An 18,074-nucleotide genomic window follows, 5' to 3' on the forward strand; every position below is an offset into this window, starting at 1 on the left:
GCCGCCTCCAGCCTCGACCCCGACGGTCGCCACAGGTGCGCCCGCGCCGGTCGCGAAACCCGCGGTCCCCGCGGTCGCGGCGCTAGCAAATTCGCCGATCGGCGTGTGGCTGACGGAGGAGAAGGAAGGCAAGGTCCGCATCGAGCAATGCGGCACCAATCTCTGCGGCTACGCCGTCGACAAGCAGTCGAACCAGAACGGCGAGCAGGTCCTGATCAACATGAAGCCCGGCAAGGACAAATGGAGCGGCCGCATCCTCGATCCCAACACCGGCAGCACCTATGACTCGACGATCGCGCTGAAGAGCTCCGATACGCTGCGCGTCCAAGGCTGCGCCTTCGGCGGCATGTTCTGCGGCGGCCAAACCTGGACGCGGGTGAATTAACCGTTGACGAAGAATCGTAGCCCGGGTGAAGCGCAGCGTAACCCGGGAAATCTGATGCGCGGCTCGACCGCTCCCGGATTACGCTTCCGCTCCATCCGGGCTACGGGACGCCACGGGTGATGACCGGTCCTGCGTGAAAACTAACTGAGCTTCGCGTTGTATTGCTCGTCGGTGACGTGCTCCATCCAGTTCGAATAGACGCCGTCAAGCGCTTCCTGCATCGCGATATGGGTCATGGCGTTGGTTGGCGAAGCGCCATGCCAATGCTTCTCGTTCGGCGGAATCCAGACCACGTCGCCGGGCCTGATCTCCCTGACAGGACCGCCCTCGGCCTGCACCCGGCCGATCCCGGAGATCACATAGAGCGTCTGTCCGAGCGGATGGGTGTGCCAGGCGGTGCGTGCACCCGGCTCGAAGGAGACGCGCGAAGAGTTCAGCCGTGCCGGCGCGGGCGCCATGATGACGGGGTCCTGCAGCACCGTGCCGGTGAAATATTCGGCCGGCCCACGACGGGTCGGCCGCGAGCCAGCGATCTGGATTTCCATGGGTTTACCTCGCTCTCTTGAAGTTATTTCTTGCTGGCGGCGTAGCGCGCCTTGGTCTCGGCATTCATCGGATAGAGGCCCGGCAGTTGGGCGCCATTGTTCACCTCGTTGACGATCCAGGCTTCCATCCGTTCCTGTTCCGGCCCTTCGGCCAGCACATGGTCAAGGAAGGCCTGCGGAATCAGCACCGCGCCGTCCTGGTCGGCGACCACCACGTCATTTGGAAACACCGCCACCCCGCCGCAGCCGATCGGTTCGCCCCAGCCGACGAAGGTCAACCCGGCAACCGACGGCGGCGCCGCAAAGCCGTTGCACCACACCGGCAGTCCCGTGCCGAGCACGCCCTCGACGTCGCGCACCACGCCGTCGGTGATCAGCGCGCTCACGCCACGCTTCGCCATCCGCGCGCAGAGGATGTCGCCGAAGATGCCGGCGTCACTGACGCCCATTGCATCGACCACGGCGATGCAGCCTTCCGGCATCGCCTCGATGGCGGTGCGCGTCGAGATCGGCGACGACCAGGATTCCGGCGTCGCCAGATCCTCGCGCGCCGGCACGAAGCGCAGCGTGAAGGCCGTTCCGACCAGCCGTTTCTGGCCCGGCCTGAGCGGCTTGGTGCCGCGCATCCAGACGTTACGCAGCCCCTTCTTGAGCAGGACCGTGGTGATGGTGGCGGTGGACACATGCGACAGCGTCGCAATCGCTTCTGCAGTCAGGGACATCTTGAAAGATCGGCTCCGGTGGGAATGAATTGGCGCGCGCATCTTGCGAGCCGCGGCACTCGCGTCAAGGGCGAGAATACAATCATCTATTACTTCATCTTATCGCCGGCCCGCGGTTTAATTTATTGAAGTTGCTTGGTGATTTTTCGGAAGGCGAATTCCACTCCGCGACAAAACACGCTAGCTTGATGCGCGATGAGCAATGACGCCATGGCCGCGCGCGACGCGCCACCCCGCCTTTTGCCGAGTGGCGACAGCGCCATCACGGTCGAATTCAGCCGCGATATCGATGACGCCGCCAACCGGCGGGTGCTGGCGCTCGACCGCACCCTTGCCGCAGCCCCGATCGCCGGCGTGACCGAGACCGTTCCGACCTACCGTTCACTCCTCGTGCACTATGACCCCGTTCAGATCGGCTTCGAGGCGCTCGGGGAACAACTGCTCGCGCTGGCGCAGCGTCCTGATCCCTCCGCCGCAAGAACCAGGCGCTGGCGCATCCCCGTGGCCTATGGCGGCGAACACGGCATCGATCTCGAGGATGTTGCCAAGGCGCTCGACGCCACGCCCGACGACATCGTGAAGCGCCACGTTGCCGGCGACTATCGCGTCGCCATGATCGGCTTCACGCCCGGCTGGTCTTATCTCAGCGGCCTGGACAAGTTCCTGCACATGCCGCGTCGGCAGAATCCACGAGTGCTGACGCCGGCCGGCACGATTTCGATCGGCGGCGTACAGACCGGAATCCAGTGCATCGCCGGACCCAGCGGCTGGCACCTGCTCGGCCGCACTGCGGTCCGGACCTACCAGCTTCACCGCGATCCGATCTTCCTGCTCGAGCCGGGCGACACCGTCAGCTTCACGCCGGTCGATGCCAAGACCTTCGCTGAGCAGGACCGCGCCGCGGAAGCCGGCGAGTTCGTCGCCGAACTGGTCGCCGCATGAGCAAGCTTGTCATTTCCTCGATCGGTCCGGCGAGTTCCGTACAGGACGGCGGCCGTCCCGGCTCGCAGCGCTATGGGCTGACGCCGAGCGGGGCGATGGATCGCCTGGCTCTCGCGGCCGCGAATACGCTGGTCGGCAATGAGCTCTTCGCCGCTGCAGTGGAGATCGGTCCGTTCGGCGCGGCCTTCACCGCACGCTGCGGCGCGGTACGTATTGGACTCGCGGGCGCCTCGCGCAGTGTCGATATCTCTGGACGAGCCGTGGCGTTCGATACCTCGGCGACGCTGGCCGACGGCGAGACGCTGACGCTTGGCTTTGCCAAGGGCGGCGCGTTCAGCTATCTCGCGATCGAGGGCGGGATTGCGGGTGAACCGATGTTCGGCAGCCTTGCCGTGAACGCGCGCGCGGGCCTCGGCAGCCCCTATCCGCGCCCGCTGCAGAGCGGCGACGAGCTGCACGTGCAGCCCGCCAGCGGCGTGGCCGAGCGGCGGATCGAACTGCCCGCACTGCCGGACGCGCCGATCCGCATCCTGTTCGGTCCGCAGGACGACGAATTCTCCGAGGACAACAAGAAACTGTTCCTCGACAGCGAATGGAAGATTTCCGCGACCAGCGACCGCATGGGCTACCGGCTCGAGGGTCCCGCGATCAAACATCTGCACGGCCACAACATCGTCTCCGACGGCACCGTGAACGGCAGCATCCAGGTGCCCGGCAACGGCCAACCCATCGTGCTAATGCCTGACCGCGGCACCAGCGGCGGCTATCCCAAGATTGCCACCGTGATCTCCGCCGATTTCGGGCGCTTCGCCCAGATTTCCGCCGGACACCCGTTCCGCTTCAAGGCGGTCACGATGGCTGAGGCCCAGGCCGAGGCCCGAAAATTCGCCGAACTCTTGCGTACCCTGCCTGACCGGCTGCGGCCGCTCGAAGGCCTCGATCTCAACCTCGAAGCGCTGAGCGCGGCCAATGTCGCAGGATACGCCGTCAATGCCGTCGACGCCGCGACATGGCAGGTCGCGGAGCCGGCGACTACCTGACCAAAAACCCCACGAAAAGCGGGACAAGCACCATGACTGCGACCATCGACCTCAACTGCGATCTCGGCGAAAGCTTCGGCCCATGGGAGATGGGCAATGACGCCGCGATGATCGAGCTTGCGACTTCGGTGAACATCGCCTGCGGCTTCCATGCCGGCGATGCCGACATCATGCGCCACACCGTGGATCTGGCAAAGGCGCGCGGGGTGAGCATCGGCGCCCATCCCGGCTACCGCGACCTGCACGGCTTCGGCCGCCGGCCGGTTCCCGGCCTGAAATCATCCGAGATCGAGAACCTGGTCGCCTATCAGATCGGCGCCCTGCAGGCGATCGCGACCGCGGCCGGCCACAAGGTCACGCATGTGAAGGCGCACGGTGCGCTCTCCAACGTCGCCTGCGAGGACGACATGACGGCGAAGGCGATCGCGAGCGCAATCAAGGCGGTCGATCCGAACCTGATCTTCGTCGTGCTCGCCAATTCGAAACTGGTGCGCGCCGGCGAGGACGCCAATCTGCGCATGGCGCATGAGGTGTTCGCCGACCGCGCCTATGAGGACGACGGCAACCTGGTCTCGCGCAAGAAGCCCGGCGCGGTGCTGCATGATCCGAAGGCGATCGCCGACCGCGTGGTGCGGATGGTGCAGGACGGCGCGGTGGTCTCGGTCACTGGCAAAGTGATCAAGATGCGCACCGATACGGTCTGCATCCACGGCGACACGCCCGGGGCGGTCGAGATCGCGCGCGGCGTGCGGCAGGCCTTGAAGGATGCCGGGATCGCGGTCGCGCCGTTCAAGACGGCGCATTGACGGTCCGCTGAAGGGTCGGCGCACCCGATCCTTCAGCGTTTGTTAAGACTCTTCATAAACGCAACCTTTGCGGATTGGTTGATAGGTGCAGCTTTCCGAACCTTCAGCAGAACAGGTACGAAAGCATGTTGCGCACATCCATCTCGCTCGCCATCGCCGCCATTGCATCGGCCGCGCTCGTCAGCACGGCGTCGGCCGGCTGCTACAATTGCTACGCACCGCCTCAGCCCTGCGTCACCTGCTACCAGGTGCAGACCGTGCCGCCGCAATACCGGACCGTGCAGGAAACGGTGATGGTCTCGCGGGGCAGCGTCGTCGCGCACCGCACGCCGGCGCAATACCGCACCATCATGGTGCCGAAGACCGTGATGGTCGCCCCCGAAGGCGTCGCCTACGAGCGCATCCCGCCGCAATATGCCACGCGCGAGCGCGTCGAGATGGTCTCGCCGGGCTATTCGTATTACGCCCCGGTCGCGCCGCGCTGCGCCTCGTGCGGCTATTGAACAGCGCGGCCTGTCCCGCGTCATCGCGAGCGCAAGCGAAGCAATCCATCTCACCACTTGCGGAGGCATGGATTGCTTCGTCGCTATCGCTCCTCGCCAATGACGGCCGGAGACAATCGAGCCAAACAGTGCTCTTAGAACGGATGGACTGAGAGCGTGCCGAACACGATGGCCGCGATGACGACGAATGCGCTGTAGAGCGCAACAATGTGAAGCCCCGTCCCCGATTTCCGCGACAGGCTGCGCGCGTAAAGATGCAGGCGGCCTTCCGCCGATAGTTCGCGCATCGTCGATCTCCAATGCAACATCCGCCGCATATGGAATAGCGTTCGCGGTCGAACGCAAGACGACCGGAAAAATAGCGATATCGACGCTTCCAGCCGGTTCCTTCGAAGCGAAAACTTCTCCGCCTTGCAGGCGGAAAAGAATATTTTTCGTTCGAATTTGGCCCGGATTTACCGCTCAGTAGACGTCGAGCTGGAACCTGCCCTTCTTCTTGAGGTCGCCGACGAAGGCGATCGCCTCGTCCACCGAGCGGGCGCCGAACTGGGCGACAATATCGACCAGCGCGCGTTCGACATCCTTGGCCATGCGCTTGGCATCGCCGCAGACATAGACATGCGCGCCTTCCGCAAGCCAGGTCCACAGTTCGCGACCGACCTCGCGCATGCGGTCCTGCACATAGAATTTCTTCTCGCCGTCGCGCGACCAGGCGAGCGACAGCCGCGTGAGCAGGCCAGCCGTCTTCATCGCATTGAGTTCGTCGGCATAGAAGAAATCGCAGTCGCTGCGCTGATGGCCGAAGAACAGCCAGTTCCTCCCCTGCGCGCCGGTGGCGCGGCGGTCGAGCAGGAAGGCGCGGAACGGCGCGATGCCGGTGCCGGGCCCGATCATGATGATCGGCGTCTTCGGATCCTGTGGTAGTGCAAAACCATGCGCCTTCTGCACATAGACCATGAGCTCGTCGCCGGGATTGATGCGCTCGGCGAGGAAGGTCGAGGCCAGCCCGAGCCGCTTGCGCTTGTTGATGACGTAACGCACGCAGTCGACTGTCAGCGACAATTTGCCGGGCGTGGCATTGTGCGATGAGGAGATCGAATAGAGCCGCGGCTGCAGCGGCTCCAGCGCTTCGACGAAAGCTTCCGGATGCGGCCGTACTCTCGGGAATTTCTGCAGCACCGCCATCACGTCGAGCGTCGCGGCATCGCCGTCGGGGTCCTCGCCTTGCGCCAGCGCCCGCGCCTTCTCGCGCTGCGCGCCACCGGTCAGGTAGGTGATCAGTTCGAACAGGGAGTCCGGCGCCGGCGACAACGAGACGTCGTTGAGCAGCACGTCGCGCAACGTCTTGCCGCGGACTTCGGTCACATGCGAGGCGCCAAGCAGGGCGATGATCTGGTCGACCAGCCCGAGGTCGTTCTTCGCGAAAATGCCGAAAGAATCCCCGACGACATAGTCGAGCCCGCAACCTGACAGATCGAACTCGACGTGCCAGGTCTCCTTCTCGGAGCCCGGCTTGTTGAGCAGTCGCCGCGAGACAAACTTGGCCGGGACCGGATTGTCGCGCGAGCGGCCCGGCTCGCCGGCGGGCGCAGCCGCTGGTACGGGCGCACTGACCGCGGGTGCCGATGGCGCCTTGTCGAGCTCCTCATACAGCGACTTCAGCATCCGCGCGGTTTCCTTGCCGCCGGGGACGCAGAGGTTGAGCCGCGCTTCGCTCTTGCTGGCGATCGCTTCCGAATAGTCGTGGCAGTTGTAGCCGCACTGCCCGCAATCCTGCTGCGCCATCGCCGCCATCATGCGCCGCCGCAGCGGCCGGCCCTCAGCGAGCTTCATGCGATCGGCGATCGGCATGGTCTGGTCATGCCATGGCGCCTCGCCGTCATCGCCGTCGCCGGCCGCGCCTTGCATCACGGCAGCGCCCTGCTCCGCCGACAACGGCGTTGCGGCGTCGGGCGACAACAGCCCGGCAAAGAAGCCGTTGAGCCAGGAGCGCTGCGCCTCGGAGAACGGCGCGCTGGCGGGGATGATGTCGAGTTTCGGTGGCGGCGTGATCTGGTTCATGCGGATGCCTCGGCGTCAGCAAGCTTGCGCAGCGTCTCGCCATCATGGCGGCGCGCGAAGGAAAGGAAGGTTTCGTCTGATGATGAGCGGTGCGCGAGATACGCTTTCAGCAGCTTCTCGACCGTCTTCGGCGCGTCCTCGGCCTTGAGGTCGCGATAGACCTCCTGCCCGACATCGGCATCGGGGCCAAAGCCGCCGCCGGTGAAGAGATGATAGCCCTCGACCGGATCGGCATCCTCGCCGACATCCACTTTCGCCGCGATCAGACCGATATCGCTGATATAATGCTGCGCGCAGGAATGATGGCAGCCGGTGACATGGATGTTGACCGGCTTGTCCATGGCAACACGCGGCTCGCACCAGTCGCCGATCTCGGCGGCGTGGCGCTTGGTGTTCGAAGCGGCAAAGCGGCAGCCGGCATTGCCGGTGCAGGCGATCAGTCCGGCGCGGATGTGCGAGGCTTCGACCGCGAGCCCGATCGCCTTGATCGCGGCGATCGCGAGCTCGACGTTCTCGTCGCGCACGCCTGATATCAGCAGGTTCTGCCACACTGTCAGGCGGATCTCGCTGTCGCCGAGATCGCGCGCGATCCTGGCGAGCCCACGCATCTGCTCGCAGGTGACCTTGCCGAGCGGCAGCGACACGCCGATCCAGTTCAGTCCCTCCTGCTTCTGCCTGTGCACACCGATATGCGCCATGCGATCAGCGAGGGGTCGCGGCGCCAGCGCCTCCGCCGGCACGTGGATGAAGGATTTCTTCAGCCGCTCCTCGACCAACTTGAGGAACTGATCGTGACCGATCCCGTCCAGCACATATTTCAGTCGCGCCTTGTTGCGGTTGGTGCGGTCACCAAGATCGATGAAGACGCGGACGATGGCGTCCGCCACCTTCGTCGCCTCCTCCGGCTTGACGATGATGTCGGAGTATTTGGCAAAATCCTTGTGCCCGGTGATGCCGCCGAGGCCAAGCCGGAACCAGACCCCTCGCTCCACGCCAAACCCGTCCTTCACCTCCACCGCCGTGAAAGCGATGTCATTGGTTTCTTCCAGCACCGCGATCCGGCCGCCGCCATCGAAAGCGACGTTGAACTTGCGCGGCAGGCCATAGAGCGAGCGGTCATTGAGGATGTGGTAGTGCCACTCGCGCGCATACGGCCGTGTATCCAGCATCTCCTGAGGATCGATGCCCGCAGTCGGCGTACCCGTGACGTTGCGGATGTTGTCCGCGCCGGAGCCGCGCGAGCACAGGCCGAGATCCTGGATGCCCTCGATCAGCTTCACCGCATTCTTCGGCGGGATTTCCCGCACCTGCAAGTTCGCGCGCGTGGTGACATGGCAGAACGGGCCGCAGAGTTCTTCGGCAAGATCGGCAAGGCCTGAGAACTGCCAATGCTTCAGGATGCCGTTTGGAATGCGCAGCCGGCACATGTAGGAATCCTGCGCCGGCGCGACATAGAACAGGCCGAAATAGCGCCAGCGGAAATTGTCCGCCGGCGACGGCGGCGCGTTGTCGAGCGCCTGTTGTCTCAGGCGCGGATAGGCATCGAAGGGATGCCCGTCGCGTTTAATTTTTTCCTGGTCGACGAGCTTCTTGCCTGACGCGACGACCTTGTCCTGCGCCTTGATATGCGCGGCATCCGGGCCGGTCGGCTCGGCACTGGCTTTGGCAACGCCGCCACCCAGCCCGCGGCCGACCCGGCTGATCTGCAGCCCGGTGGTAAAGCCTTCGAGATAGCGCTTCTGCTCGTCGGTGAAGTCGACTGCAACGGGCTCGATTTTCATGGTCTGCGACGAAGCTCCTGCGGCCACGGCGAGTGGCGTCAACGACATGAACGTCGACCGCTCGGAACCCGGCTTGGCTAGGCGTGCCTTGCTTGATTCCTGGGAACGGTCCGATCAGCGTCGTTGCTGCGGAAATCCATCTTGGACGTGAGCCAGCAGGCATCTGCGACAGGCTGGCCGCAGTGCAACATTCAAATTGCGTGCCAGACGCCGCCGAAGAAAATATCGCGTTATATCAGTCCATTGAGTAGACGGCTGGGGAACCTGGCGGCTAGCCAAATCGCGAATTTCGGGCAGCCCGCTCAAAATTTAGCCGACCTATGGCGACTGCTTAAGATTGCTGCAGCGGCTTCACGGCTTCCAGTGACCGATTTCGAACGCGGCGAGATGCGCCCGGATATCGCTGGGATCGAAGGGCGGCCCGGCGAACGCGCCGATCGCCTGGGGTGCGTCGGTGGGCGGCCGCCGCCCGACGGCCGCGTCGTAGAGGTCCGGCCGGAATACGTCCATAGCGGTCTTCAGGGCCTCCGGCTTCATGGCGGCCTGGCCCCATCGCACCATCTGCGCATAGAGCCAGGCGGCCTGCGCCGGGTCGGGCCGCGCGGCGCCTTCCCGGCCCACAAGCAGATAGCGCTTGCTTTCGCGCTTGGCGCCGTCGGGCGAGATCTTGAGCCGACCGTCGAGCGTGCGCTGGATCACCTCGGCATCGACGCCGATCCGCTCCGGCTGCGCCAGGATCGCGGCGGCCTCGGCACGGTTTTCCGGCTGCTCGATGAACTCGGCCGCGCGCAGATGCGCCCGCACCAGCGCGGCGACCACGTCGGGGTTCTTCTCCGCCCAGTTCTGCCTGATTGCCAGCACCTTCTCGACCGCGGCGACCAGGATATCGGACACGAAATGCAGTATGTGGCCGATGCCGAGATCGACCGCGACCGAGTTCCAGGGCGCGCCGACGCAGAAGGCGTCGACGTGGCCATTGGCAAGGCTGTCGACCATGTAAGGTGGCGGCAGTACCACGAGCCGCACGTCCTCGTCCGGGTCGACGCCACCCGCCGCCATCCAGAACCGCAATTGATAATTGTGGGTCGAGAACGGGAACGTCATGCCGAAGATCAGCGGCTCGGCTCCGCTCTTGCGCCGCTTGGCAACCACGCGCGAAAGCGCAAGCGCCGTTGCCATCGGATCGAAACGGTCGCCGTCGATCTCTTCCATGATCGCGGCATGCAGCGGCGGCGAGACCGTGATCGCATTGCCGTTGAGGCCGAGATTGAACGGCGCCACGATCGGCACCTTGACGTGGCCAAGGCCAAGGCTGGACGCGATGGCGACCGGCGCCAGCAGATGGGCGGCATCGAACAGGCCGATATTGAGCTTGTCGCGGACGTTCGACCACGACACCTCTCGCGCCAGGGTGATGTCCAGCCCCTCCGCGGCGGCAAAGCCCTTGTCGGTAGCGACGATCAGCGCGGCGGCGTCGACCAGCGGAATGAAACCGATCCGAAGCGGTGTGGTCATTTGAGCAACTCCGACGCGGTCAGGATCGACTGCGCAATCTCGCCGATCTTCTTTTTCTCGCGCATCGCCGTCGAGCGCAGCAGCACATAGGCCTCGTCTTCGGTGAGGCCCTTCAATTTCATCAGGATGCCCTTGGCGCGATCGATCACCTTGCGCTCTTCCAGCGCGTGCTTGGTGCGGTCCAGTTCGTCCTGCAGCCGCGCGAACGCGTTGAAACGGGAAACGCAGAGGTCGAGAATCGGCTTGATCCGCTGCTTGTTGAACCCGTCGACGATATAGGCCGACACGCCGGCCTCGACGGAGGCCTGGATCGAGGCGGCGTCGCTCTGGTCGACGAACATGGCGATTGGCCGGCGCACCGCCCGGCTGACCTGGAACATCTGTTCCAGCACGTCGCGGCTGGGGTTTTCCAGGTCGATCACGATGATGTCGGGGTCGACGGCGTAGATCCGCGCCAGCAGGCTGTGCATCTCGCTGATATGAACGACACTGGTATAGCCAGCCTCCCGGAGGCCTTCCTCCAGGATCGCGGCCCGGATCGGGCTTTCGTCGACGATGACGATTTTCGGAGACGACTCGGCAGCCATCGCTCACTCGTATTCCCTGAAAACTATCCATAGCACGACAGAAGCCACCTCAAAGCCTTGTAATTATGGGCAATTGGGACTAGCTCCTGCCGATCAATCAGGCAGATTTGAATATGCAACAGGCGGCCGCGCCAAAAATCAGCTTTGTCTCGCTAGGATGCCCGAAGGCGCTCGTGGATTCCGAGCGCATCATCACGCGGCTGCGGGCCGAGGGCTATGAGCTTGCGCGCAAGCATGACGGCGCCGATGTCGTGATCGTCAACACCTGCGGCTTCCTCGACAGCGCCAAGCAGGAATCACTCTCGGCGATCGGCGAGGCCATGGCCGAGAACGGCAAGGTGATCGTCACCGGCTGCATGGGCGCGGAACCCGAGCAGATCGAAAGCGCCTATCCGGGCGTGCTCTCGATCACGGGGCCACAGCAATATGAGAGTGTGCTGGATGCCGTGCACCGCGCGCTGCCGCCGGTGCACAATCCGCATCTCGACCTGGTGCCGCCGCAGGGCGTCAAGCTGACGCCGCGCCATTACGCCTATTTGAAGATTTCCGAGGGCTGCAACAACCGCTGCACCTTCTGTATCATTCCAAAACTGCGCGGCGATCTGGTGTCGCGGCCGGCCAACGACGTGCTGCGCGAGGCCGAGCGGCTGGTGAAGGCCGGCGTGAAGGAACTGCTGGTCATCTCCCAGGACACCTCCGCCTATGGCGTCGATCTGAAATATGCCGAGAGCCCGTGGCAGGATCGCGCCGTTCGCGCCAAATTCTTCGACCTGGCGAAGGAACTCGGCGAGCTCGGCGCCTGGGTGCGGCTGCAATATGTCTATCCCTACCCGCATGTCGACGAAGTCATCGGCTTGATGACCGAGGGCAAGGTCCTGCCCTATCTCGACATCCCCTTCCAGCACGCGAGCCCTGACGTCCTCAAGGCGATGAAGCGCCCTGCCGCACAGGACAAGACGCTGGCGCGGATCAAGCAATGGCGCGAGCAGTGCCCGGAGCTGGCGCTGCGCTCGACCTTCATCGTCGGATTTCCCGGCGAGACCGATTCCGATTTCGCCTATCTGCTCGACTGGCTCGACGAAGCCGAGATTGACCGCGTCGGCTGTTTCAAATACGAGCCGGTCGCCGGTGCCGTCTCCAATGCGCTTGGCAACGCCGTGCCCGACGAGATCAAGCAGGAGCGGTACGACGCGCTGATGGCCCGCCAGCAGAAGATCTCCGCGCGCCGCCTCAAACGCAAGGTCGGCACGAGGCAACAGGTCATCGTCGACGAAGTCGGCCCGACCGTGGCAAGGGGCCGCTCGAAGGCCGATGCGCCTGACATCGATGGTGCGGTCTATCTCTCGAGCCGGCGTCCGCTCAAGGTCGGCGAAATCGTCAGCGCAAAGATCGAGCGCTCGGATGCGTACGACCTTCACGGCAGCGTTGCCGGCTTTTGAGCTCCCGGCTCGCTCGTCGTTGCGGCCACTTCGGACGGTTTGATCCAGCTCAATGCTGGTTCGACGTCCGCTGAACGATACCTGAAATCCAGAGAATCTGCCGCCACAGAGGCGGAAACGGACTCGTGTCGCCTGACGAATTTGCAGCGCGCGAACGGGCTGTCATGTGCACAATCGTAGCGGCGTCATCATAATTATAACAACTTCAAGATGTCACGCTGCATTCACGGACTCGCCGTATGGCTCGCGCACCTTCAAATCCAAGGGGTGAATGATGAGCCGCTTCTCCGACACATTGCGCACGCAACGTTGGGACGATTACCGCTACTATCACCAGAGCCGCATCAATCAGGTGCTGCACCTGATCAGCGCCGTTATCTTTCTGGTCTGCTATGGCCTGCTGTTCGCTGATCCGGCAATGGCCGGCCTCGTCGGCTGGCTCGCGATGTTGACGCGGCAGACAGGGCACTTCTTCTTCGAGCCCAACGGCTACGACGCCGTGAACAAGGTCTCCAACGAATACAAGGAAGCGATCAAGGTCGGCTACAATCAGAGCCGCAAGATCGTGCTGCTCGTCGTCTGGGGTCTCGCGCCGGGCGCGCTGTTCGCCTTCCCGACGCTGTTCGGCGTGTTCTCGCCGCCGGCCACCCGGCTCGATTTCATCCGTCATGTCGGCGCCGTCTGGCTCGTGATCGGCATTGCCGGCGGGCTCGCGCGCATGATCCAGCTCTTCATCATCAAGGACGTGCCGACCGGGCTGATATGGATCTGCAAGGTCCTGACCGATCCTTTCCACAACATCGCGCTGTACTACAAATCGCCGCTCGCCCTGCTCCGCGGCGAGCTCATCGACACCTCCATCGCCGATGCCGATTGGGGCGAGGAGAACAGCGAAGAGGCGCCGCGCGCGACTTGACAGTCACCGCCCTTGCGCTGTATGGGCCATCGCCATGAAACTGAACCGGACCATCCGCCGCGCCACTTTCCGTCGTCGCACCCGCGACGATGATGGGTTGCGCCGTGTCCGACGCCAACGCTGACTAGCTAGTTCAGCCTAAGGTTTTCGAGAAGGCCGCACCCTCAAAAGTGCGGCCTTCTTGCGTTTCCGCCTGCTTTTCATCCCCGCCGAATAAAGGAGCCTGACATGCCTGACGCCATCTATCCGTATGACGCGCTGATGGACATCACCGCGCGCCCGAAGACCGTGTTTGTCCGCGGCGAAGGCTCCTACCTCTGGGACGACGCTGGCCGCCGCTATCTCGATTTCATGCAGGGCTGGGCCGTCAACTGCCTCGGCCATTCGCCGCGCGCGGTCGCGGACGCGCTTGCTGCGCAGGCGAAATGCCTCCTGACCCCGAGCCCGGCCTTCTACAACGAACCAAGTCTCAAGCTTGCCAATGCGCTTGTCGAGCAGAGCGGCTTCGACCAGGTGTTCTTCGCCAATTCCGGCGCGGAAGCCAATGAAGGCGCAATCAAGCTTGCGCGCAAATACGGCGCAAAGCACAAGAACGGCGCTTTCGAGATCGTCACCTTCGAAGGCGGCTTTCACGGCCGAACGCTGGCGACCATGTCGGCTTCCGGCAAGAAGGCATTCGAACCGCTGTTCGAGCCGAAGGTGCCAGGCTTCCGCAAGGCTCGCCTCAACGACATCGTATCGGTGAAGGAATTGATTTCATCGAATACGGTTGCCGTGATGCTGGAGCCGATCCAGGGCGAGGCCGGCGTCTGGCCGGCGACCGATCAATTCCTGAAGGAATTGCGCGCGCTGACCGGCGAGCACGGTCTGCTCCTGATCCTCGACGAGATCCAGACCGGCATGGGCCGCACCGGAAAACTCTTCCACTACGAACACGCCGGCATCGCACCCGACATCATGACGCTCGGCAAGGGCATCGGCGGCGGCGTGCCGCTGGCCGCCCTGCTTGCGACCGAGCACGCGGCCTGCTTCGAGCATGGCGACCAGGGCGGCACCTTCAACGGCAATCCGTTGATGTGCGCCGTGGGGCTTGCCGTGCTCGAACAGGTCGGCAAGCCGGAATTCCTGAAGTCGGTGACCGATGCCGGCCTGTTCCTGGAAAGCGAGTTGCAGCGGCTCTCGGCACGACATGGGCTCGGCGAAGTGCGCGGCCGTGGGCTGCTCCTGGCGCTCGATCTGAAACTGCCGATCGGCACCGCCATCGTAGCGCAGGCGTTCTCGAAGGGCCTCTTGATCAACTCGCCGCAACCCGACGCGCTGCGCTTCATGCCCGCGCTCAACGTGTCGCGGGCCGAGATCGCCGAGATGATTGAAACGCTCGATGCGATCCTGACGCAGGCTGGCGCCGCGCGGCGGGTGGCGTAAGCCACCGTCATTGCGAGGAGCAATGCGAGGTAGCAATCCATCCCTCCGCTCGCGGCGCTATCGATTGCTTCCGCCTTCGCTCGTTGGGCTACGGCGGACGAGTCGCTCCGCACGCAATGACAATGTGGTTACTTTGGGTGCGACATAACAACCCGACGGGCAAATCAGTCGAAAGTCTGTCTACCCCTCACAGAAAAAACATTCCGCTTCCGTCGTCGGGCAAATCAGTGATTTAACTCCGCGCGTCTCACGGCGGATGAGGGGCGGCTCGCGATCGTCACGAACGTTGCGGTGGGATGCGGTGGACGAGAGTGGCACGACTGACGAGCGTGGCACTCGCGGACGGCGAAGTCGTGTGGTTCTGGCGCCCCGACGCTGGCGCTAAGTTCGTAGAGATGATCTGCGGGCGACGGTGGCAAGAAAGCCCGGTCACCGAGAAGAGCACGAAGTAAGCCGTAAACCATCGTGCAGGGAAAGCCGGTGTGAATCGGTTGAACCTGTGGCCCTACCCCCGTGCTTTTTGCTGCACGGGGCCCACGGGTGCAACCAGCACCCGGCTTTCCCTGCGCCCTCTGATGTCGAGAGGGTGAAAGGACACGCAAAGCTCGGGCGTAACGCGCCGCGAGAACGCGACCTCACATCTTCTCCCCGACTCCACGGTCATGCCCCGCCAACGGGTCGGCGCGTACGCGCCGCCCGATGACAGGCTCCGGCGGGGCATCCAGTATCCGGCGGCCTCTCGATTCAAGCACTGCCGCCTCCGGATACTGGATCGTCCGGTCAAGCCGGACGATGACAGCGGAAAGCTGTTTGACATTTGAATCAGAGACGCTCGGCCGTCATTGCGAGCGCAGCGAAGCAATGACGGCGGAGAGCTATGGCCTCAGGATCGACGCGCCTGTGGTCGCGCGGCTCTCCAGATCGATATGCGCCCGCGCGGCATCCTTCAGCGCGTAGGCATGGTTGATCGGCACGTGCAGCTTGCCGTTGATCACGGCGGCAAACAGCGTGTCGGCGCCTTCGAGCAATTCCTTCCGGGTGGCGACATAGTCGTTGAGCTTGGGCCGGGTCGCAAACAGCGAGCCGTGGTTGTTGAGTTCGGCGAGCGCGAACGGCGGCACCGGGCCGGACGCATTGCCGAAGCTCACGAACAGGCCGCGCGGCTTCAGGCACGACAGCGAGCCCGGAAACGTGGTCTTGCCCACGCCGTCATAGACCACGTCGCAGAGTTCGCCGCGGCTGATCTGCTTCACCCGCGCGACAAAATCCTCCTCATTGTAGAGGATGACGTGATCGCAGCCATTGGCGAGCGCAAGATCGGCCTTCGCCTTCGAGCCGACCGTGCCGATCACGTGCGCACCCATCGCACGCGCCCATTGGCAGGCAAGCAATCCGATGCCGCCGGCGGCCGCGTGGATCAGCACGCGGTGGTGCGGCTCCACCTTGAAGGTCTTGTGCAGGAGGTACCAGACCGTCAGCCCCTTCAGCATCAGCACGGCGCCCTGCTCATAGGTGATGTGGTCGGGCAACTTCACCACCTTGTCGGCCGGGATGACGCGCTCGGTGGCATAGCCGCCGAGATTGAAATAATAGGCGACGCGGTCTCCGGGGTGGAAATTGGTCACGCCAGGTCCGACCGCAACCACTTCGCCTGCCGCCTCGTTGCCGGCGATGAAGGGAAGACCGGGTGCCTTGTAGAGACCGGTGCGGAAATAGACGTCGATGAAGTTGAGCCCGATCGCGTGCTGGCGGATCCGCACCTCGCCCGCGGCGGGCGCCGGCACCTCGACATCCTCGTAAGTGAGGACTTCCGGGCCTCCCACCTTGTGCACGCGCACGGCCTTGGTCATGTCGGGCTCTCCCCTCAACTATTTGGTTGCCAGCGAACCGAAAGCCATCGGCGCCCAGTTGTCAACTCGCGGTCCGGATCGGCTGCTTCGTCTTCTTCCGGTTGCGCCTCGCCAGCACGTTGAACGTCTCCACCGCGGCTGCGAACGCCATCGCAAAATAGATGTAACCGCGTGGGATGTGGAAGTGGAAACCGTCGGCGACCAGCGCCACGCCGATCAACACCAGGAACGCCAGCGCCAGCATCTTGGTGGTCGGATGCTCCGCGACAAAGCGCGCCACCGGACCCGACGAGACGTACATCACGATACAGGCGATCACGACCGCCGCGATCATGATCTCGAGGTGCTGCGACATGCCGATCGCGGTGATGATCGAGTCCAGCGAGAACACCATGTCGATGATGATGATCTGGACGATCACCCAGAAGAACGCGCTGCCGCCGGACGTGGCCTGTTCCTCGCCCTCGCGTGCTTCGACTTCGCCATGGATCTCATGCGTCGCCTTTGCGATCAGGAACAGCCCGCCGCCGATCAGGATGATATCGCGCCAGGACAGCGCGAGCTCCATCACCGTGATCACCGGCTCCGTCAAGCCGATCAGCCAGACCAGAAGGCTGAGCAGCAGGATGCGGAACACAAGCGCCAGGAACAATCCGATCTGCCGCGCGCGCTTGGCCTGTTGCGGCGGGATGCGGGAGACCAGCACCGACAGGAAGATCACGTTGTCGATGCCGAGCACGATTTCCAGCGCGGTCAATGTGAGGAGTGCCGCCCAGGCTTCCGGGCTGGCCAACAGTTCGATCATGTTCTGAGTGACCTTATCAACCGGATGACGGCGTCGCTGCCGACGACATAGGCGGCGATCGCGCAGAGCGCCACGACGATCGGCGCGCCGACATCGAAGTCGCAGGCAAGCGTGTACAGCGCCAGCACCGCGCCGGCGGCCATCAGCCACAGCGTCAGCCAGCGCAACCGCGCCACGCGCACCGGATGCAGCACGTGGAAGGGCGCGAAAGTGAGCGCGATCAGGATCGCCACGGCAAGACTCGACCACACTGGCGGCAGGTGCAGGAGGAACAGATAAAATGCCACTGCGTTCCACAGGCCCGGAAAGCCGCGGAAATGATTGTCGGCGGCCTTCATCCGGCGGTCCGCGAAATACAGCGCGCTCGAGATCACGATGCCGATGCCGAGGATCGGCGCCGCCAGCGGCAGCAGCAAATGACTGGCGGTGATCGCGTAGGCGGGAACGAAGACATAAGTGACGAAATCAACGACGAGGTCGAGCACCTCGCCGGACCAGTTCGGCTGCAGCCGCACCACGTCGAGCCTGCGCGCGATCGGACCGTCGATCGCATCGATGACCAGCGCCACCCCGAGCCAGCCGAACATATTGGCCCAGTGCTCGCGCACCGCCTCCATCAGTGCGAGCAGCGCAACGCCCGCCCCCATCGCCGTGAAGATGTGCACGGAGAATGCCGCCATCCGCATCCGCAGCGATGCCGGAAACGTAGCTGGCTGGCTGGTCTGGTCGATCTCCATCGCCGGGCAGTGCTA

At 64.0% G+C, this 18,074-nt stretch carries 18 protein-coding genes; 8 read left to right on the forward strand and 10 right to left on the reverse strand.

Annotation, left to right across the window (positions count from 1 at the left end):
* Positions 1-385, forward strand: a 385-nt coding sequence (locus I6F35_RS32075; RefSeq protein ID WP_225121640.1) for a DUF2147 domain-containing protein, incomplete at its 5' end; no start/stop codon positions are given.
* Positions 386-525: 140 nt separating this feature from the next.
* On the opposite strand, the gene I6F35_RS32080 is transcribed toward I6F35_RS32075, so the two are convergent.
* Together I6F35_RS32080 and I6F35_RS32085 are read right to left on the reverse strand one after the other, a co-directional pair.
* The gene (locus tag I6F35_RS32080) at positions 526-930 is read right to left on the reverse strand and encodes a cupin domain-containing protein (protein ID WP_225121641.1); all 405 of its coding nucleotides are present in this window, start codon (positions 928-930) and stop codon (positions 526-528) included.
* Positions 931-953: 23 nt separating this feature from the next.
* Entirely contained in the window at positions 954-1,652 is a 699-nt protein-coding gene (locus I6F35_RS32085; protein WP_225121642.1) for a ribonuclease activity regulator RraA, read from the reverse strand.
* A gap of 210 nt (positions 1,653-1,862) precedes the next feature.
* On the opposite strand from I6F35_RS32085, the gene pxpB reads away from it, so the two are divergent.
* The 4 genes from pxpB (at position 1,863) to I6F35_RS32105 (ending at position 4,943) form a co-directional block, all read left to right on the forward strand.
* Complete coding sequence (pxpB, locus tag I6F35_RS32090; RefSeq protein WP_225121707.1) at positions 1,863-2,594, forward strand: 5-oxoprolinase subunit PxpB; 732 nt, start codon at positions 1,863-1,865, stop codon at positions 2,592-2,594.
* Positions 2,591-3,634, forward strand: coding sequence for a biotin-dependent carboxyltransferase family protein (locus I6F35_RS32095; RefSeq protein WP_225121643.1), 1,044 nt, complete (start codon positions 2,591-2,593; stop codon positions 3,632-3,634). The genes pxpB and I6F35_RS32095 overlap by 4 nt, the downstream gene beginning before the upstream one ends.
* 32 nt (positions 3,635-3,666) lie before the next feature.
* A complete protein-coding gene (locus tag I6F35_RS32100; protein WP_225121644.1) occupies positions 3,667-4,440 on the forward strand; it encodes a 5-oxoprolinase subunit PxpA in 774 nt (257 codons plus the stop codon).
* A gap of 125 nt (positions 4,441-4,565) precedes the next feature.
* Positions 4,566-4,943 carry a hypothetical protein gene (locus I6F35_RS32105; protein ID WP_225121645.1) on the forward strand — a complete coding sequence of 126 codons (378 nt, stop codon included), beginning with the start codon at positions 4,566-4,568 and terminating at the stop codon, positions 4,941-4,943.
* A gap of 134 nt (positions 4,944-5,077) precedes the next feature.
* Here I6F35_RS32105 and I6F35_RS32110 read toward each other — a convergent pair whose 3' ends face one another.
* The 5 genes from I6F35_RS32110 to I6F35_RS32130 all read right to left on the reverse strand — a co-directional run bounded on the left by I6F35_RS32110 (position 5,078) and on the right by I6F35_RS32130 (position 10,887).
* On the reverse strand, positions 5,078-5,230 hold the full coding sequence (locus I6F35_RS32110) for a hypothetical protein (RefSeq protein ID WP_225121646.1): 153 nt from the start codon (positions 5,228-5,230) through the stop codon (positions 5,078-5,080).
* Between the two features lie 175 nt (positions 5,231-5,405).
* The gene (locus tag I6F35_RS32115; RefSeq protein ID WP_225121647.1) at positions 5,406-7,004 is read right to left on the reverse strand and encodes a sulfite reductase subunit alpha; all 1,599 of its coding nucleotides are present in this window, start codon (positions 7,002-7,004) and stop codon (positions 5,406-5,408) included.
* On the reverse strand, positions 7,001-8,785 hold the full coding sequence (locus tag I6F35_RS32120; RefSeq protein WP_225121708.1) for a NirA family protein: 1,785 nt from the start codon (positions 8,783-8,785) through the stop codon (positions 7,001-7,003). Before I6F35_RS32120 ends, I6F35_RS32115 begins: the two co-directional genes overlap by 4 nt.
* A gap of 351 nt (positions 8,786-9,136) precedes the next feature.
* Positions 9,137-10,300: a CmpA/NrtA family ABC transporter substrate-binding protein gene (locus I6F35_RS32125; protein ID WP_225121648.1), complete on the reverse strand. Its 1,164-nt coding sequence runs from the start codon at positions 10,298-10,300 to the stop codon at positions 9,137-9,139.
* Entirely contained in the window at positions 10,297-10,887 is a 591-nt protein-coding gene (locus I6F35_RS32130) for an ANTAR domain-containing protein (RefSeq protein WP_027578578.1), read from the reverse strand. The genes I6F35_RS32125 and I6F35_RS32130 overlap by 4 nt, the downstream gene beginning before the upstream one ends.
* Positions 10,888-11,000: 113 nt before the next feature.
* Here I6F35_RS32130 and rimO point away from each other — a divergent pair, with 113 nt between their 5' ends.
* From rimO to I6F35_RS32145, 3 genes are all read left to right on the forward strand, one after another.
* Complete coding sequence (gene rimO, locus I6F35_RS32135; protein WP_225121649.1) at positions 11,001-12,326, forward strand: 30S ribosomal protein S12 methylthiotransferase RimO; 1,326 nt, start codon at positions 11,001-11,003, stop codon at positions 12,324-12,326.
* Positions 12,327-12,600: 274 nt separating this feature from the next.
* Positions 12,601-13,242 carry a hypothetical protein gene (locus I6F35_RS32140; RefSeq protein ID WP_225121650.1) on the forward strand — a complete coding sequence of 214 codons (642 nt, stop codon included), beginning with the start codon at positions 12,601-12,603 and terminating at the stop codon, positions 13,240-13,242.
* A 228-nt stretch (positions 13,243-13,470) separates the two neighbouring features.
* The gene (locus I6F35_RS32145; protein WP_225121651.1) at positions 13,471-14,667 is read left to right on the forward strand and encodes an acetylornithine transaminase; all 1,197 of its coding nucleotides are present in this window, start codon (positions 13,471-13,473) and stop codon (positions 14,665-14,667) included.
* A gap of 875 nt (positions 14,668-15,542) precedes the next feature.
* Here I6F35_RS32145 and I6F35_RS32150 read toward each other — a convergent pair.
* The 3 genes from I6F35_RS32150 to pcsA form a co-directional block, all read right to left on the reverse strand.
* Positions 15,543-16,517, reverse strand: coding sequence for a quinone oxidoreductase (locus I6F35_RS32150; protein WP_225121652.1), 975 nt, complete (start codon positions 16,515-16,517; stop codon positions 15,543-15,545).
* A 61-nt stretch (positions 16,518-16,578) separates the two neighbouring features.
* Positions 16,579-17,322: a TerC family protein gene (locus I6F35_RS32155; protein ID WP_225121653.1), complete on the reverse strand. Its 744-nt coding sequence runs from the start codon at positions 17,320-17,322 to the stop codon at positions 16,579-16,581.
* Positions 17,319-18,059: a phosphatidylcholine synthase gene (gene pcsA, locus I6F35_RS32160; RefSeq protein ID WP_225121654.1), complete on the reverse strand. Its 741-nt coding sequence runs from the start codon at positions 18,057-18,059 to the stop codon at positions 17,319-17,321. Before pcsA ends, I6F35_RS32155 begins: the two co-directional genes overlap by 4 nt.
* Between the last annotated feature and the right edge of the window lie 15 nt (positions 18,060-18,074).

The organism is Bradyrhizobium sp. BRP22 (genome assembly GCF_020194175.1).
GTDB lineage: Bacteria > Pseudomonadota > Alphaproteobacteria > Rhizobiales > Xanthobacteraceae > Bradyrhizobium.

Excerpts from the sequence above, each read along its gene's own strand:
- I6F35_RS32080 (WP_225121641.1), bottom strand. The coding sequence starts at position 930 with ATGGAAATCCAGATCGCTGGCTCGCGGCCGACCCGTCGTGGGCCGGCC.
- I6F35_RS32085 (WP_225121642.1), bottom strand. The coding sequence starts at position 1,652 with ATGTCCCTGACTGCAGAAGCGATTGCGACGCTGTCGCATGTGTCCACC.
- pxpB (WP_225121707.1), top strand. The coding sequence starts at position 1,863 with ATGGCCGCGCGCGACGCGCCACCCCGCCTTTTGCCGAGTGGCGACAGC.
- I6F35_RS32095 (WP_225121643.1), top strand. The coding sequence starts at position 2,591 with ATGAGCAAGCTTGTCATTTCCTCGATCGGTCCGGCGAGTTCCGTACAG.
- I6F35_RS32100 (WP_225121644.1), top strand. The coding sequence starts at position 3,667 with ATGACTGCGACCATCGACCTCAACTGCGATCTCGGCGAAAGCTTCGGC.
- I6F35_RS32105 (WP_225121645.1), top strand. The coding sequence starts at position 4,566 with ATGTTGCGCACATCCATCTCGCTCGCCATCGCCGCCATTGCATCGGCC.
- I6F35_RS32110 (WP_225121646.1), bottom strand. The coding sequence starts at position 5,230 with ATGCGCGAACTATCGGCGGAAGGCCGCCTGCATCTTTACGCGCGCAGC.
- I6F35_RS32115 (WP_225121647.1), bottom strand. The coding sequence starts at position 7,004 with ATGAACCAGATCACGCCGCCACCGAAACTCGACATCATCCCCGCCAGC.
- I6F35_RS32120 (WP_225121708.1), bottom strand. The coding sequence starts at position 8,785 with ATGAAAATCGAGCCCGTTGCAGTCGACTTCACCGACGAGCAGAAGCGC.
- I6F35_RS32125 (WP_225121648.1), bottom strand. The coding sequence starts at position 10,300 with ATGACCACACCGCTTCGGATCGGTTTCATTCCGCTGGTCGACGCCGCC.
- I6F35_RS32130 (WP_027578578.1), bottom strand. The coding sequence starts at position 10,887 with ATGGCTGCCGAGTCGTCTCCGAAAATCGTCATCGTCGACGAAAGCCCG.
- rimO (WP_225121649.1), top strand. The coding sequence starts at position 11,001 with ATGCAACAGGCGGCCGCGCCAAAAATCAGCTTTGTCTCGCTAGGATGC.
- I6F35_RS32140 (WP_225121650.1), top strand. The coding sequence starts at position 12,601 with ATGAGCCGCTTCTCCGACACATTGCGCACGCAACGTTGGGACGATTAC.
- I6F35_RS32145 (WP_225121651.1), top strand. The coding sequence starts at position 13,471 with ATGCCTGACGCCATCTATCCGTATGACGCGCTGATGGACATCACCGCG.
- I6F35_RS32150 (WP_225121652.1), bottom strand. The coding sequence starts at position 16,517 with ATGACCAAGGCCGTGCGCGTGCACAAGGTGGGAGGCCCGGAAGTCCTC.
- I6F35_RS32155 (WP_225121653.1), bottom strand. The coding sequence starts at position 17,322 with ATGATCGAACTGTTGGCCAGCCCGGAAGCCTGGGCGGCACTCCTCACA.
- pcsA (WP_225121654.1), bottom strand. The coding sequence starts at position 18,059 with ATGGAGATCGACCAGACCAGCCAGCCAGCTACGTTTCCGGCATCGCTG.